The following is a 15137-nucleotide window of genomic DNA, read 5'->3' as shown; positions in this document are numbered from 1 at the left end:
GTCGGCTGGAGCGGACCGGGTCCGTTCGCCACCGGCCGGGAGGGAGCCGCGGTCAGGACGGCGGGTTGCCGGTGGAGACGTTGAGCTGGATCTCCGGCATGCTCTTCGGGTCGACGTCGGTGCCCGCGGCGGGGAACTGGTTCATGACCGTGCCGTCACCGTAGGTGTTCTCGTCCTGCTTCTCGAGCTTCAGCTTCCAGCCCGCGGCCTGCAGGCACTCCTTGACCGACTTGATGTACTTGAACTTGAAGTCCGGCACCTGGATCTTGTCGGGGTCGTTGTACGACTCCTGCGGCTCGGTGCACTCGCTCTTCTCGATCGTCTTCGACGGGTCCGGCCCGCGGTAGCCCGACGCCCTGGTCGCCGGGGCGCTCGCGCTCGCGGTGCCGTTCCTGCCCTCGTTGCCGCCCGGTGAGCCGTTGTCGTTCAGGGCGAGGGCGACGATGAGGCCGGCGACCGCGATGACGGCGACCGCGATGGAGGCGATGACCACCGGCCGGCTGCTCCGGCCGCCGTCGCCCGGTCCGCCGATCGCCGCCGTGGCGTGCGGCGACATGGTGTACGGCGGCGGGGTCGAGGCCTGCTGCGCGTACGGCGACGGCTGGGGCGTCTGGTACCCGCCCTGCTGCGGGTAGCCGTAGCCCGGGGACGGCGCGGTGGGCGCGCCGGTGCCGTAGGGGTTGTGCGGGGCCGGCTGGTACGGCGTCTGGACGTGACCCTGGGGAGCGGGGGCCGACTGGTCGACCGGCGGGAACACCGCGGAGCCCACGCCCGCGCCGCTCGGCGTCTGCGCGCCCGGGACGATGCTCGGCGGGGCCGCCTGGACGGAGGCCGCGACGCGCAGGCACTCGTCGCGCATCGACTCCGCGCTCGGGAAGCGCTCGTTGGGGTTCTTCTTCAGCGCGCGGGCGACCAGCGCGTCCACGGCCGGGGGCAGGGCGCGGTTGATGGAGGAGGGCGCGACCGGCTCCTCCTGCACGTGCGCGTAGGCGATCGCCAGCGGGGAGTCCGCGTCGAACGGCAGCCGTCCGGTGACCAGCTGGAAGAGCATGATGCCGACCGAGTAGAGGTCGGACCGCGCGTCCACGCCCCGGCCGAGGGCCTGCTCCGGGGAGAGGTACTGCGGGGTGCCCACGACCATGCCGGTCTGGGTCATCGAGGTCACGCCGGACTGCATGGCGCGGGCGATGCCGAAGTCCATGACCTTGACGACACCGCGCTTGGTGACCATCACGTTGCCGGGCTTGATGTCGCGGTGGACCAGCCCCTTCTCGTGGCTGATCTCCAGCGCGGCGAGCACGTCCGCGGTGATCTTCAGTGCCTTGTCGGCGGGCATCGCGCCGTGCTGCCGGATGTCCTCCTCCAGCACCGAGCCGAGCGGCCGCCCCTCGACGTACTCCATGACGATGTACGGCATCGGCGCGCCGCCCGCGCCCTCGCCGGACAGCGTGTCCTCGCCGGTGTCGAAGACCGAGACGATGTTGGTGTGCGTGAGCTTGGCGACGGCCTGCGCCTCGCGGCGGAACCGCTCCCGGAAGGCCTGCTCCCGGCCCAGCTCGGTGTGCAGGGTCTTGATCGCGACCTGGCGGTCCAGAACGGCGTCGTACGCGAGGTGCACCGAGGCCATGCCGCCCTCGCCGAGCAAGTCGCGCAGCTGGTAGCGGCCGCCGGCCAGTGCCCGCCCCGCGAACCGGCCCTCCGCGCCGTCCTGGCTCATGTTCTGCGTCCCCCATAGGCGGCAGCGGCTGCGCTGCTCCCGCGATCTACTGTCCGGCGATCGAAAGTCAGTGATCGCATGTGTCATTCCCGGCCAAGTCTGCCCCAGGGCACCGACACGTCAAGCTCGGTGCCCGTTCCGTGACCGTACGCGAAAGAAGCGTCGCGGAAGCGTTACAGCGGGCGCGGGGCCGGTATACGGGATTTGCACGACCGCACCCGTACGAGGTTTGATGGCCGGTCCGTCTCGGGCCGGTCCCCGCACGCAACCTGGACCGGCGGCTTGCGCGGAGCCTGTAGCGTGGCCGACGGAGACCGTGACAACACCGCGCGCACCGCGGGCAGAAACGACGGCGAGGACCGATGGCACAGACGCAGCGCGCCCAGGGCCCGTCCGACCCCGAGGCGTCCGGCGGCGGCATGTCGGACGCGCCGGAGATGTGGGGCAACGGCGGGCTTGTCGGCGACGGCCGGTACCGGCTGACCCGCAGACTCGGCCGGGGCGGCATGGCGGAGGTGTTCGCCGCCGAGGACGTGCGTCTCGGCCGCACGGTGGCGGTCAAGCTGCTGCGCGCCGACCTCGCCGAAGACCCGGTCTCCAAGGCCCGGTTCACCCGCGAGGCACAGTCGGTGGCCGGCCTGAACCACCACGCGATCGTCGCCGTGTACGACTCCGGCGAGGACCAGGCGGGCGGCCAGGCCGTGCCGTACATCGTCATGGAGCTGGTCGAGGGCCGCACCATCCGCGATCTGCTGCTCAACGCGGAGGCGCCGGGACCGGAACAGGCCCTCATCATCGTCTCGGGCGTGCTGGAGGCGCTGGCGTACTCGCACCAGCACGGCATCGTGCACCGCGACATCAAGCCGGCCAACGTCATCATCACGCACAACGGCGCCGTGAAGGTGATGGACTTCGGCATCGCCCGTGCCCTGCACGGGGCGTCCACGACGATGACGCAGACCGGCATGGTGATGGGCACCCCGCAGTACCTCTCCCCGGAGCAGGCCCTCGGCAAGGCCGTCGACCACCGCTCCGACCTGTACGCCACCGGCTGCCTGCTCTACGAACTCCTCGCGCTGCGGCCCCCCTTCACCGGTGAGACCCCGCTGTCGGTGGTGTACCAGCACGTGCAGGACATCCCGTCGCCGCCGTCCGCGGTCGCCGAGGCCTGCCCGCCGGAGCTCGACGGCCTCGTCATGCGCTCCCTCGCCAAGGAGCCCGACGACCGGTTCCAGACGGCCGAGGAAATGCGCGGAATGGTGCAGTACGCGCTGCAGATGCTGTACGAGCAGGGGGGTCACACCGGCAGCTGGAACACCGGCCCGGTGACGGCGCACGACGGCCGGCACACTCCCGCGGCGGGCCTGGCGGGCACGGCCGTACTGCCGCACGCCGGCGACGCCGGCTCCGGCACCACGCAGATCCCCCAGCCGATCCTGCCCGCCGGCTACGGCAACCGCGACGACGGCGGTTTCGAGGGCAACGGCAACCAGGGCAGCGGCCGCGGCAAGCTGTGGATCCTCGCCGTGCTCGCGGTGATCGCCGTGGTGGCCGGCGTGGCCCTGGCGCTGCAGAACACCGGCGGCAAGGGCGAGGGCGGCGGCAACGGCACCACCACGTCGCCGTCGAGCACACCGTCCAGCGGGGGCCCGCGGTCCAGCTCCAGCCCGAGCGACGAGGCGTCGAAGGGGCCGTCGGACACGGAGACGGACGACGGCGGCTACTCGGGCGGCTCCGGATCGCACTGGACGCCGTCGTCCGAGCCGTCGTACACGCCGTCGCAGCCGTCCGGCCCCCAGCCGACCGACGAGCCGTCGGACCCGACGCCCTCGCAGTCGCAGCCCTCGGACCCGGCGGACGGCGGCACCGAGGGGGGCACCTCGGACGGGGGGACCTCCAACGGCGGCGGCGCGAGCGGCGGGACCACGAACGGGAGCACCACGGACGGCGGCACCAACGCGGGCTCCACGGCCGGCGCCGTGATCGGCGGCACCACGCCGTGAAGGCCACCGGCACCGGCCGTCCCCCGGCCTCGTCCTGACGCCACAGGTGGCTGACAGCGCGCGTGCGACCCCGGTGGGCCGCACGCGCGCGTGCCGTTCCCGCGGCCGCGCGCGGAGGGCGGAGCGGCGAGCCCGGTGGGCCGGTGCCGGCTGACGGCGCCTCACTCCGCGAACGCGCCGCACACCGCGTCGTAGCGCCGCGTCCACCACACCACGAGCGCCGAGGCCGCCGGGAACTGCGGGTCCGCCCGGGTGTCGCCCCGCTCGTAGTGCCAGCGCAGCATCCAGAAGTCGTTCAGGCGCTCCCACCACACGCGGTGCACGGCCGCCGCGAGTTCCGCGGGGGTGGCGCCGGTCGCGCGCCGGTACGCGCGGGCGTACGCCCGCACCCTCACGAGATCCAGGGTGCCGGCGGGCCGGACGAAGAAGATCGCGGCCGCGCGGACGGCCTCCTCCGCGCGCGGCTGCACGCCGAGCCGGTCCCAGTCGACGATCGCGGCGGGCGCGTCCCCCCGGTAGAGCAGGTTGAACGGGTGGAAGTCGCCGTGCACCCAGCCCACCGGGCCGCCGGGCGGGGGACGCCGGTCCGCGTGCTGTTCCAGCAGCGCGCGGCGCTCCAGCAGCCGGTGGCGGGCGAGCGCGTCGAAGGCGTCGCCGGGGCGGTGCCGGCGGACCTGGGCGAGCAGGCCGTCGATGAGGGCGAAGGTGCCGGCGGGGTCGGCGCTCTCCACCGGGTGGGGGCCCGCGGCGGGGCGGGTGCGCCCCTTCGGGGGCATCACGCGTTCCAGGCAGGCGTGCACGGCGCCGAGGAGCGCCCCCAGCCGCCCGCACTGGCTGGTGGTGAGCTGACCGCCGTGCCGGTGCCCGCCGTCGACCCAGGGGTGCAGGGCGTACGCGTGGCCGCCGACGACGGCGACCGTGCGCCCGTCGCGTCCGGGGAGCGCGGGGGCCACCGGCACGCCCAGGTCGGCGAGGCGCTCGGTGGCCCGGTGCCGGCGGGCGATGGCCGCGGGGTCGGCGGTGTCGGGGTCGAAGTGGTGCTTGAGGAAGTACCGGCCCCGGGTCGTGCGCAGCCGGTAGCCCCGGTTGAGCAGCCCCTGGTCGACCGGCTCGCAGGTGAGGGCGGAACCGGCGGAGTACTGCTTGAGCAAGGCCCGTAACGGGGGCGCGTGAGGCATGGGGGGTGGTACACAAGGGCGCGGCACGCGCTGATGCTAGGGCACCGTCGGACCCCTCTGAGCTGCGGCTTGTCACACACAGTCGTCACCGGTCGCTTCCGGTCACATGCGAACCGCTCCGGGTGCGCTCCGTCCGCCGTGCCCGACCCGCCGGGGCCGCCACGCCCGACCCGCCGGCCGTCCCACGACAGGAGCAGCGCGTACCCCGGCTGAACTCTTCCCGTGGCCAGGTCCACCGGGATAACGTGCCCGTGTTCCGGCCCCCTGCAAGGCTGTGACCAGCGGCTGCCCCGAAGCCTGCGCGATGGTTGGACTTCCTCCTGGCGAAATACTTGGAAATCCAAGCAAAAACGCAGCTCAGGAGGGGTTTCACAGAAATGTGGAGCACTGGGTAACGTGACTGTTGCAGGGCGCTCGCCGGGGCACCTGTCACGCCTGTTCCCGGCCGAGTGGCACCCACCCCGTGCCTGGGTGCCGGGCAGGTGAGCCTTCCCCCAGCTCTCACGAGCGGGGGGAACCCCAGGCCTGCCGGCAACCCCGGGGGCCGGACCGACGGAGGAGCACACGTGACCGTGGAGAGCACTGCCCCGCGCACACCGCGCCGCAGCGCCGGAAGCAAGGCCGGGAGCACCGGCACGAAGAAGACGGCCGGCACCGGCGCGGCGGCGGCCGAGGCCACCGGCACCCGGCGCGGCACCCGTACCACCCGCACGGCCGCCAAGAAGGACACCGGCACCGCGGACCCCCAGCTCGTGCAGCTGCTGACGCCCGAGGGCGAGCGGGTCGAGAACGCGGAGTACGACGCGTACGTCGCCGGCATCACGCCCGAGGAGCTCCGCGGCCTGTACCGCGACATGGTGCTCACCCGCCGCTTCGACGCCGAGGCCACCGCCCTGCAGCGCCAGGGAGAACTGGGCCTGTGGGCGTCGCTGCTCGGCCAGGAGGCCGCCCAGATCGGCTCCGGCCGGGCCACCCGCGAGGACGACTACGTCTTCCCGACCTACCGCGAGCACGGCGTCGCCTGGTGCCGGGGCGTCGACCCGACGAACCTGCTGGGCATGTTCCGCGGCGTGAACAACGGTGGCTGGGACCCCAACGGCAACAACTTCCAGCTGTACACGATCGTCATCGGCTCCCAGACCCTGCACGCCACCGGCTACGCGATGGGCGTCGCCAAGGACGGCGCGGACTCGGCGGTCATCGCCTACTTCGGCGACGGCGCCTCCAGCCAGGGCGACGTGGCCGAGTCGTTCACCTTCTCCGCGGTCTACAACGCCCCCGTGGTGTTCTTCTGCCAGAACAACCAGTGGGCGATCTCCGAGCCGACTGAGAAGCAGACCCGCGTCCCGCTCTACCAGCGGGCGCAGGGCTACGGCTTCCCCGGCGTCCGGGTGGACGGCAACGACGTGCTGGCCTGCCTGGCGGTGACCAAGTGGGCGCTGGAGCGCGCCCGCAGCGGTGAGGGCCCGACCCTGGTCGAGGCGTACACCTACCGCATGGGCGCCCACACCACCTCCGACGACCCGACCCGCTACCGCCACGACGACGAGCGGGCCGCGTGGGAGGCGAAGGACCCGATCCTGCGCCTGCGCCGCTACCTGGAGGCCTCGAACCACGCGGACGAGGGATTCTTCGCGGAACTGGAGAGCGAGAGCGAGGCGTTGGGCAAGCGGGTGCGCGAAGCGGTCCGTGCCATGCCCGACCCGGACCGGTTCGCCATCTTCGAGAACGTGTACGCGGACGGGCACGCGCTCGTCGACGAGGAGCGCGCCCAGTTCGCCGCCTACCAGGCGTCGTTCGCGGACGCAGAGGGGGTCTGACATGGCAGCGGAGAAGATGGCCCTGGCCAAGGCGATCAACGAGTCGCTGCGCCGTGCCCTGGAGTCCGACCCCAAGGTCCTGATCATGGGCGAGGACGTCGGCAAGCTCGGCGGCGTGTTCCGGGTGACGGACGGTCTGCAGAAGGACTTCGGCGACAGCCGCGTCATCGACACCCCGCTCGCGGAGTCCGGCATCGTCGGCACCGCGATCGGCCTGGCCCTGCGCGGCTACCGCCCGGTGGTGGAGATCCAGTTCGACGGCTTCGTCTTCCCGGCGTACGACCAGATCGTCACGCAGCTCGCGAAGATGCACGCGCGCTCCCTCGGCAAGGTGAAGCTGCCGGTCGTGGTGCGCATCCCCTACGGCGGCGGCATCGGCGCGGTCGAGCACCACTCCGAGTCCCCCGAGTCGCTGTTCGCCCACGTGGCGGGCCTGAAGATCGTCACCCCGTCGAACGCGTCGGACGCCTACTGGATGATGCAGCAGGCCATCCAGAGCGACGACCCGGTGATCTTCTTCGAGCCGAAGCGGCGCTACTGGGACAAGTCCGAGGTCAACCCGGAGGCGATCCCCGGCCCGCTGCACAAGGCGCAGGTCGTCCGCGAGGGCAGGGACCTGACGCTGGCCGCGTACGGCCCGATGGTGAAGCTCTGCCAGGAGGTCGCTGCGGCGGCCGCCGAGGAGGGCAAGTCCCTGGAGGTCCTGGACCTGCGCTCGGTCTCCCCGCTCGACTTCGACTCCCTCCAGGCGTCGGTGGAGAAGACCCGCCGCCTGGTCGTCGTGCACGAGGCACCGGTGTTCTTCGGCTCCGGCGCCGAGATCGCCGCCCGGATCACGGAGCGCTGCTTCTACCACCTGGAGGCCCCGGTGCTGCGCGTCGGCGGCTACCACGCGCCGTACCCGCCGGCCCGCCTGGAGGAGGAGTACCTGCCGAACCTGGACCGCGTGCTCGACGCCGTCGACCGCTCGCTGGCGTACTGAGGAGAAGGTCGTGACGACGATGACGGAAGCGTCCGTGCGCGAGTTCAGGATGCCGGACGTGGGCGAGGGGCTCACCGAGGCGGAGATCCTCAAGTGGTACGTCCAGCCGGGTGACACCGTCACCGACGGCCAGGTGGTGTGCGAGGTCGAGACGGCCAAGGCCGCCGTCGAACTGCCCATCCCCTACGACGGCGTGGTGCGCGAGCTGCGGTTCCCCGAGGGCACCACGGTGGACGTGGGCACGCCCATCATCGCGGTGGACGTGGCAGGCGGGGCGCCCGCCGAGGTGCCGGCCCAGGCCGCCGCTCCGGCCGCCCAGGCCCCGGCCCCGGCAGCGGACAAGGACGAGGACGACAAGCCGCAGGGCCGCCAGCCGGTCCTCGTCGGCTACGGCGTCTCGGCGTCCTCGACCAAGCGCCGTCCCCGCAAGAGCCCGGACGCCACGGCCGCGCAGGCGGCGACGGCGATCCAGACGGAGCTCAACGGCCACGGCGCGGCCCCCGCGCCGGCCGCGACCGCTCCGGCCGCCCCCGCGGCGCCCGTGGCGGAGGCCCGGCCGCTGGCCAAGCCGCCGGTGCGCAAGCTGGCCAAGGACCTGGGCGTGGACCTGTCGACCGTGGTGCCCTCGGGCCCCGACGGCGTCATCACCCGCGAGGACGTGCACGCCGCCGTGGCGGCGGCGACGGCCCCGCCGCGGCCGGCCGAGCCGGAGACCGGCACCCCGGCCGCCGCTCCCGCGGCCCCGGCCGCCCCGGTGACGTTCGACGGCGCGCGGGAGACCCGCGTCCCGGTCAAGGGCGTCCGCAAGGCGACCGCGGCGGCGATGGTCGGTTCCGCCTTCACGGCGCCGCACGTCACGGAGTTCGTGACGGTGGACGTGACGCGGACGATGCGGCTGGTCGAGGAGCTCAAGCAGGACAAGGACATGCAGGGCCTGCGGGTCAACCCGCTCCTGCTGATCGCCAAGGCCCTGCTGGTGGCCATCCGGCGCAACCCGGAGATCAACGCGTCCTGGGACGAGGCCAACCAGGAGATCGTGCAGAAGCACTACGTCAACCTGGGCATCGCGGCGGCGACGCCGCGCGGCCTGATCGTCCCGAACATCAAGGACGCGCACGCCAAGACGCTGCCGGAACTGGCCGAGGCTCTCGGCGACCTGGTCGCGACGGCCCGCGAGGGGAAGACCTCCCCGGCGGCCATGCAGGGTGGCACGGTCACCATCACCAACGTCGGCGTCTTCGGCGTCGACACCGGCACGCCCATCCTGAACCCGGGCGAGTCGGCGATCCTCGCGGTCGGCGCGATCAAGCTCCAGCCGTGGGTGCACAAGGGCAAGGTCAAGCCGCGCCAGGTCACGACCCTGGCCCTCTCCTTCGACCACCGCCTGGTCGACGGCGAACTGGGCTCGAAGGTCCTGGCGGACGTGGCGGCGGTCCTGGAGCAGCCGAAGCGGCTGATCACCTGGGCGTAGGGCCCGGCGGCACCGCCGCGCACGAGACACGGAGCCGCGCATCCCGTCCCGGGGTGCGCGGCTCCCGCGCGGATGCCGGCCGGACCGTGACGTCCGGCCCGGACGCCCAGGGTCCGGCCGGCCACCTGCGCGCACGCGCGGGGAACCGGGCGCCGCCCGAGCCGTCCTCGACGCGGCGTCGGCCGCGCCGCACCCTACGCGGCGCGTTCAGCAGGACGGTCCCGCGCTCCGCGTCGTCCTCCACACCGACCGCGACGTCCGTGCGCCTGCGCCGAGCGCGGACGATCGGACACTCCCCGGCCCGCAGCATCACCGTCGTGCCCAGGCCGCTGCGGCGATAGCCCCGGCCGCCGGCAGCGGGCGAGGGTGCCGGCCTGCGCGAACGGGCCCGCCGCGGGTGCGGCGGGCCCGTCCGGGAGCGGGTGAGCGAGCGTCAGCCCAGCTTGGCGAAACCGTAGTTCAGCAGCTTCGTCGCGTCCGAGGAGCGCTGCGAGGCCGAGGAGGAGGCGAGGATCGTGCCGATGACCGTCCTGCCGTTGCGGGTGGCGGCGAAGACGAGGCAGTACCCGGCCTCCGGGCCGGAGCCGGTCTTCACGCCGGTGGCGCCGCTGTAGCTGCTCAGCAGCGTGTTCGTGTTCGTCCAGGGAGCCATCGTGCGGGTGCTGCCCGTCTTGGTGACCGTCCTGGCCGTGTACGACTTCGTCTTCACGATCGCGCGGAAGTTGGCGCTCTTCATCGCGCTGCTGGCGATCTTCGTCAGGTCGCGCGGCGTCGAGTAGTTGGAGCCCTGGCCGATGCCGTCGAACGAGTCGAAGTGGGTGTTCTGCAGGCCGAGGTTGCGGGCGGCGGTGTTCATCTTGCCGATGAACGACTTCACACGCGCGTCCCGCGTCGTACCCGAGCCGAACTTGTCGGCCAGGGCGTAGGCGGCGTCGCAGCCGGACGGCAGCATCAGCCCGTACAGCAGCTGACGGACCGTGACCTTGTCGCCGACGATGAGGTGGGCCTGGGAGGCGTTGTTGCGGACGACGTAGTCGCTGTACGCCTTCTGGATGGTGACCTTGGCGTCGAGGTTCAGGTTCGGCTGTGAGAGCACGACCTTCGCGGTCATGATCTTCGTCGTGGAGCCGGTGGAGCGCCTGGTGTCGGCGCCCTTCATGTACAGCGACGTCCCGCTCACGTCGTTCATGACGTAGCCGCCCTTGGCAACGATCGAGGGCGTGCTGACGGCCTGGGCGGGCGCCGCGGTGAGGGCTCCGGTGGCGAGCACGGCGCCGGAGGTCAAGGCGACGGCGGCGGCGCGGTGGAAACGGAAGCCCTGGATGCCGGTTTTCAAGTGAGGTACCCCGATTGGTGTCGACTGCCCCTAGGGTGCGGCCCAGTTGAGTCCCCATGGAGAAGGGCCACAGTTGTGTGACAGGCGAAAGGCCCCGAAGGTTGCGCGATCGTCCGGGTGATTTTCGGCGGGTCCGCATGCTGGACCGTACCGGTGATGCGTACCTATTGTATCTATTCTGTGGACATGACCCTGGCCGTGAAGCAACCACCCGCCGCCGACCGCGTCTACACCCACGTCAAACAAGGAGTGCTGGACCGCCGTTACGAGGGCGGCACGCTCCTGACCGAGGGTGAGCTGGCCGAGGCCGTCGGGGTCTCCCGCACACCGGTGCGCGAGGCCCTGCTGCGGCTGGAGGCCGAAGGGCTCATCAGGCTGTACCCGAAGAAGGGCGCCCTGGTGCTGCCCGTCTCCGCGCAGGAGATCGCGGACGTCGTCGAGACCCGGCTGCTGGTCGAGGAGCACGCCGCCCGCAAGGCCGTCCCCGCGCCGCCCGGTCTCGTCGAGCGGCTGGAGGAGCTGCTCGCCCGGCAGAAGCGGCAGGCCGCCGAAGGGGACTTCGCGGCGGCCGCCGTCACCGACCGCTGCTTCCACGCCGAGATCGTCCGCAGCGCCGGCAACGAGATCCTCTCCCGGCTCTACGACCAGCTCCGCGACCGGCAGCTGCGCATGGGCGTCGCGGTCATGCACTCCCACCCCGACCGGATCGCCAAGACGCTCACCGAGCACGAGGAGATCCTGGACGCGCTGCGCTCCGGCGACGCGGAGGCGGCCGTCGGCGTCGTCCACCGCCACGTCGGCTGGTTCTCCCACCTGGCGCGGGGTGAGGTCCGATGAGTTCGCCGTCCGTGTCGCTGCCCGGGGATCCCCCGGGCGGGCGGCGGGCCGTCGCCGTCTGGGGCATCGGCGTCGCCGTCTACTTCGTCGCCGTCATCTTCCGCACCTCGCTCGGGGTGGCCGGCCTCGACGCCGCGGACCGCTTCCACGTGGGCGCCTCCGCCCTGTCCACGTTCTCGATCCTCCAGCTCCTCGTCTACGCCGGCATGCAGATACCCGTCGGCCTCCTGGTCGACCGGCTCGGCACGAAGAAGGTGCTCGGCATCGGCGTCGTGCTCTTCACGGTCGGGCAGCTCGGCTTCGCGTTCTCGCCGTCGTACGGCACGGCGCTCGCCTCCCGCGCGCTGCTCGGCTGCGGCGACGCGATGACGTTCATCAGCGTGCTGCGGCTGGGCACGCGCTGGTTCCCCGCCCGGCGCGGGCCGCTCGTCGCCCAGCTCGCCGGGCTGGTCGGCATGGCGGGCAACCTGGTGTCCACGCTGCTGCTCGCCCGGCTGCTGCACACGGCCGGCTGGACGGCGGCGTTCGCCGGCAGCGCGCTGGCGGGCGTGGTCGTCCTGGTGCTGCTGGCCCTGTTCCTCAAGGACCACCCCGAGGGCTTCGAACCGGAGCCGGTGCCGCACCAGGGCGCCGCTTACGTCCGCCGGCAGATCGCCGCCTCCTGGCGGGAGCCGGGCACCCGCCTCGGCCTGTGGGTGCACTTCACCACGCAGTTCCCGGCGATGGTGTTCCTGCTGCTGTGGGGCCTGCCGTTCCTCGTCGAGGCGCAGGGGCTGTCACGGGCCACGGCCGGGGAGCTGCTCACGCTGGTCGTGCTGTCGAACATGCTCGTCGGGCTCGTGTACGGGCAGATCATCGCCCGGCACCACGCGGCACGGCTGCCGCTGGCGCTCGGCACGGTGGCCGCGACGGCCCTGCTGTGGGCGGTGACGCTGGCGTGGCCCGGGCACGCGCCGATGTGGCTGCTCCTCGTGCTGTGCGCGGTGCTCGGGGCGTGCGGTCCGGCCTCGATGATCGGCTTCGACTTCGCCCGGCCGGCGAACCCGCCGGAGCGACAGGGGACGGCGTCCGGCATCACCAACATGGGCGGTTTCATCGCCTCGATGACGACGCTGCTGGCGATCGGGGTGCTGCTGGACGCGACCGGGGACGACTACCGGGTCGCCTTCTCGGCGGTGTTCGTGCTCCAGGCGCTCGGGGTCAGCCAGATCCTGCGGCTGCGCAGGCGGGCGGCCCGGCGGGAGAAGGAGCGGCTGGTGGCCAGCCGGGTGGAGACGGTGCACGTCCCGGTGTGACGGCGCGTGTCCCGGCGTGAGGGTGCACCTCCCGGCGTGACGGCGCGCGTCCCGGTGTGACGGCGCGCGTCCCGGTGTGACGGCGCGGGTGCGCCCGAAGTGCGCGGGTCCGTGCGGCCGGGCGCCCCTGCGCCGGCCGGGTTGCCGCCCCCTGCGTCAACGGAGTGCCGCGGCCCGGCGCCGGCCGGCCGCCCTACGCACTCGCCCCGCCCGCGAGCACGGGACGCCCCTCGCCGACGAGGTGGGCTACCCCCGGCCGGGACGCCGGCCGGGGAGGCGCACGGGGCGCCGGGGGCCGCAGCGCGGTCGGTCGCCGCGTGCCGTTACTGCGTCACCGTGAAGTCGCGCAGGATCGCCGCCACCAGGTCCGGGTCGCCCTCCGTCTTCACCCGGTCCGCGACCGCCTCCGGGCTCACGCGGCCGCAGGCCAGGCGGACGTAGGTCTCCCAGTCCATGGTGAGCGCGGCGGCCGGCCCGAGAGCCGGAGCGGTCTCCAGGGTGCCGCGCCCCTGGATGTCCACGCGGATCGTGCGGAGGAACTCCACGGGACCGTGGACGTCGAAGACGATCGCCGAACTGCGCGGCGCGTCCGCCCTCTCCGCGACCACGCGGGGCAGCTCGCCGAGCAGGTAGTCCCGGGCGACGTGGGCGCCCGGGGAGTCGAGGTTGCCGGGGCGGCCGAGGGCCGCGCGCAGGTCCTGCTCGTGCACCCAGATGTCGAACGCGCGGTAGCGCATGGCCTCTTCGAGGGTCAGCTCCGTCCCGAGCGGCCCGCGCACCTTCGTCCCGGGGTCGCGGGACTCGTTCCGCAGCTGGCGGTTGCGGCGGATGATCGTGTACTCCAGCTCCGACGTCATCTCCGGCGCCGTGTGGTGGCGGCGGACGTCGACCTGCATCTCCGTGTACCGCTGGTGGTCGTTGGTGACGTGGAACAGGTCGCGCGGGAGGGTGTGGATGGGGCGCGGGTCGCCGAGCGCCTCGCAGTCCAGGCCGATGACGTGGGAGACCACGTCGCGGACGGACCAGCCGGGACACGGGGTCCGCCGGTTCCACTCGCCCTCCACGAGCGGCTGCACCAGCTCGGATATCGCTTCGACGGAGTGAGTCCAGGCGTCGGCGTAGGGCTGGAGGGTGGGATGCAGACTCACGGAACGGGACCCCTCGGCGGTCGGTACACGGGCAGGTTGTCACGGCAATGCCAGTGGGCTGGTGGCTGCTGTCGGCGGGTGTCGTCGAACTCCCCCAAGCTCGCGGCTGCCCTCGAACAGGGGGAGCCCCCAAGTTACGCTGCTGTGGAGCACCCCGGCAGTGCTTTCGTGTGACGATCGTAGGCCCGTGTGGACGGCCCTAGTGTCAGGACGGTGGTAGTGTGCGCGCCTCGCTGATCCAGATCGCTGTGGACGAGGGCGAATCGGTCGTGTCGCGGCGGCAGCGGGTGGCCGCGCTGGTGCGCGAGCAGGAGGGCGCCGACCTCGTCGTCCTGCCGGAGCTGTGGACGACCGGGGCCTTCGCCTTCGAGGAGTTCGGCAGCGAGGCCGAGCCGCTCGAAGGGCCCACGTACGAGGTGATGGCGAAGGCGGCGAGCGAGGCGGGCGTGTGGCTGCACGCCGGGTCGGTCCCCGAGCGCGACACGGACGGCACCCTCTACAACACCTCCCTCGTCTTCGCCCCGTCCGGTGACCTGGCCGCCGCCTACCGCAAGATCCACCGCTTCGGCTTCGACAAGGGCGAGGCCGTGCTGATGGGCGCGGGGCACGAGAAGGTGACGGTGCGTCTGCCCGAGACCACACTCGGCCTGGCCACCTGCTACGACCTGCGCTTCCCCGAGCTCTTCCGCGGACTCGTCGCCGACGGGGCCGAGACCCTGGTGATCCCGGCCGGCTGGCCCGAACGACGGCGCGCGCACTGGACGCTGCTGGCGCAGGCGCGGGCGGTGGAGAACCAGGCGTTCGTACTCGCGTGCGGAACGGCGGGTACGCATGCGGGCGTTCCCCAGGCAGGTCATTCGATCGTGGTGGACCCCTGGGGCGAGGTGCTGGCCGAGGCGGGGCACGAGGAGCAGGTCCTCACGGTGGACTTCGACCCGGGCCGGACGGCCACGACACGGGAGCAGTTCCCGGCCCTGAAGGACAGGGTGCTGGGGCTGGAGCCGCCGCGGCGGTGACGCCGGGCCCGTGGCCCCGGGTGCGGCCGCTGTTCGTGTGGCCGGCCGCGTGACCGGTCCGCGAGCCGGCCCCGTGGCCCCAGGCCGATCCGGCGCCCTCGACGGCGACGTGCCGCGGCAGACGGTGCCGGACGGCGTCCGCGCGCCCGGCAGCCGCTTCTCGGCCCTGGCGGAGCTGATCCGGGCCGCGAGAGACGCACGGAAAGGGCGGGTCGGTGACCCGCGGGAAAGCCCCGCGGGCCTGTACATCCCGAACGACCCGCGCGCGGTCACCGTCAGCCGCCGCACCCTCCGTCTGATCCTGACCCTGCACGGTCTGATCGGGCTGGTCGAT

The 15137-nt window shown here is 72.9% G+C and carries 11 protein-coding genes and 1 pseudogene; 8 read left to right on the top strand and 4 right to left on the bottom strand.

Annotated elements, in window-relative coordinates; genetic code table 11:
* Nucleotides 1-52: 52 nt before the first annotated feature.
* A complete protein-coding gene (locus ABZ920_RS10770) occupies nt 53-1717 on the bottom strand; it encodes a protein kinase (protein WP_361501492.1) in 1665 nt (554 codons plus the stop codon).
* A gap of 362 nt (nt 1718-2079) precedes the next feature.
* On the opposite strand from ABZ920_RS10770, the gene ABZ920_RS10765 reads away from it, so the two are divergent.
* Nucleotides 2080-3720 carry a protein kinase gene (locus ABZ920_RS10765; protein WP_361501489.1) on the top strand — a complete coding sequence of 547 codons (1641 nt, stop codon included), beginning with the start codon at nt 2080-2082 and terminating at the stop codon, nt 3718-3720.
* A 161-nt stretch (nt 3721-3881) separates the two neighbouring features.
* Here the strand turns inward: ABZ920_RS10765 and ABZ920_RS10760 are convergent, their stop codons facing one another.
* Nucleotides 3882-4898 carry a phosphotransferase gene (locus ABZ920_RS10760; RefSeq protein ID WP_361501486.1) on the bottom strand — a complete coding sequence of 339 codons (1017 nt, stop codon included), beginning with the start codon at nt 4896-4898 and terminating at the stop codon, nt 3882-3884.
* Nucleotides 4899-5464: 566 nt separating this feature from the next.
* On the opposite strand from ABZ920_RS10760, the gene pdhA reads away from it, so the two are divergent.
* Genes pdhA through ABZ920_RS10745 form a run of 3 tightly spaced genes read left to right on the top strand, consistent with a single transcriptional unit; the run spans nt 5465 to nt 9171 of the window.
* Entirely contained in the window at nt 5465-6718 is a 1254-nt protein-coding gene (gene pdhA, locus ABZ920_RS10755; RefSeq protein ID WP_361501483.1) for a pyruvate dehydrogenase (acetyl-transferring) E1 component subunit alpha, read from the top strand.
* A 1-nt stretch (nt 6719) separates the two neighbouring features.
* Entirely contained in the window at nt 6720-7700 is a 981-nt protein-coding gene (locus ABZ920_RS10750) for an alpha-ketoacid dehydrogenase subunit beta (RefSeq protein ID WP_361501480.1), read from the top strand.
* A 10-nt stretch (nt 7701-7710) separates the two neighbouring features.
* On the top strand, nt 7711-9171 hold the full coding sequence (locus ABZ920_RS10745; RefSeq protein WP_361501477.1) for a dihydrolipoamide acetyltransferase family protein: 1461 nt from the start codon (nt 7711-7713) through the stop codon (nt 9169-9171).
* A gap of 433 nt (nt 9172-9604) precedes the next feature.
* On the opposite strand, the gene ABZ920_RS10740 is transcribed toward ABZ920_RS10745, so the two are convergent.
* On the bottom strand, nt 9605-10507 hold the full coding sequence (locus tag ABZ920_RS10740; protein WP_361501474.1) for a D-alanyl-D-alanine carboxypeptidase: 903 nt from the start codon (nt 10505-10507) through the stop codon (nt 9605-9607).
* Nucleotides 10508-10693: 186 nt separating this feature from the next.
* On the opposite strand from ABZ920_RS10740, the gene ABZ920_RS10735 reads away from it, so the two are divergent.
* Both ABZ920_RS10735 and ABZ920_RS10730 read left to right on the top strand, forming a co-directional pair.
* Nucleotides 10694-11344, top strand: coding sequence for a GntR family transcriptional regulator (locus ABZ920_RS10735; RefSeq protein ID WP_361501471.1), 651 nt, complete (start codon nt 10694-10696; stop codon nt 11342-11344).
* The gene (locus ABZ920_RS10730) at nt 11341-12639 is read left to right on the top strand and encodes an MFS transporter (protein WP_361501469.1); all 1299 of its coding nucleotides are present in this window, start codon (nt 11341-11343) and stop codon (nt 12637-12639) included. Before ABZ920_RS10735 ends, ABZ920_RS10730 begins: the two co-directional genes overlap by 4 nt.
* A 323-nt stretch (nt 12640-12962) precedes the next feature.
* Here ABZ920_RS10730 and ABZ920_RS10725 read toward each other — a convergent pair whose 3' ends face one another.
* Complete coding sequence (locus ABZ920_RS10725; protein ID WP_361501466.1) at nt 12963-13787, bottom strand: maleylpyruvate isomerase family mycothiol-dependent enzyme; 825 nt, start codon at nt 13785-13787, stop codon at nt 12963-12965.
* A 221-nt stretch (nt 13788-14008) separates the two neighbouring features.
* On the opposite strand from ABZ920_RS10725, the gene ABZ920_RS10720 reads away from it, so the two are divergent.
* Both ABZ920_RS10720 and ABZ920_RS10715 read left to right on the top strand, forming a co-directional pair.
* Nucleotides 14009-14803 (top strand): carbon-nitrogen family hydrolase, encoded by a 795-nt coding sequence (locus ABZ920_RS10720; RefSeq protein WP_361501463.1) that lies wholly within the window; start codon nt 14009-14011, stop codon nt 14801-14803.
* A 73-nt stretch (nt 14804-14876) separates the two neighbouring features.
* A pseudogene (locus tag ABZ920_RS10715) lies at nt 14877-15137 on the top strand (hypothetical protein); the annotation flags it as partial.

Source organism: Streptomyces sp. NPDC046831, assembly GCF_040645305.1.
Taxonomy (GTDB): Bacteria; Actinomycetota; Actinomycetes; order Streptomycetales; family Streptomycetaceae; genus Streptomyces.
This window is presented reverse-complemented; position numbering and strand designations above follow the sequence as displayed.

Coding starts and splice junctions, on each gene's coding strand:
- ABZ920_RS10750 (WP_361501480.1), top strand. CDS start 6,720: ATGGCAGCGGAGAAGATGGCCCTGGCCAAGGCGATCAACGAGTCGCTG.
- ABZ920_RS10760 (WP_361501486.1), bottom strand. CDS start 4,898: ATGCCTCACGCGCCCCCGTTACGGGCCTTGCTCAAGCAGTACTCCGCC.
- ABZ920_RS10730 (WP_361501469.1), top strand. CDS start 11,341: ATGAGTTCGCCGTCCGTGTCGCTGCCCGGGGATCCCCCGGGCGGGCGG.
- ABZ920_RS10735 (WP_361501471.1), top strand. CDS start 10,694: ATGACCCTGGCCGTGAAGCAACCACCCGCCGCCGACCGCGTCTACACC.
- ABZ920_RS10770 (WP_361501492.1), bottom strand. CDS start 1,717: ATGAGCCAGGACGGCGCGGAGGGCCGGTTCGCGGGGCGGGCACTGGCC.
- ABZ920_RS10765 (WP_361501489.1), top strand. CDS start 2,080: ATGGCACAGACGCAGCGCGCCCAGGGCCCGTCCGACCCCGAGGCGTCC.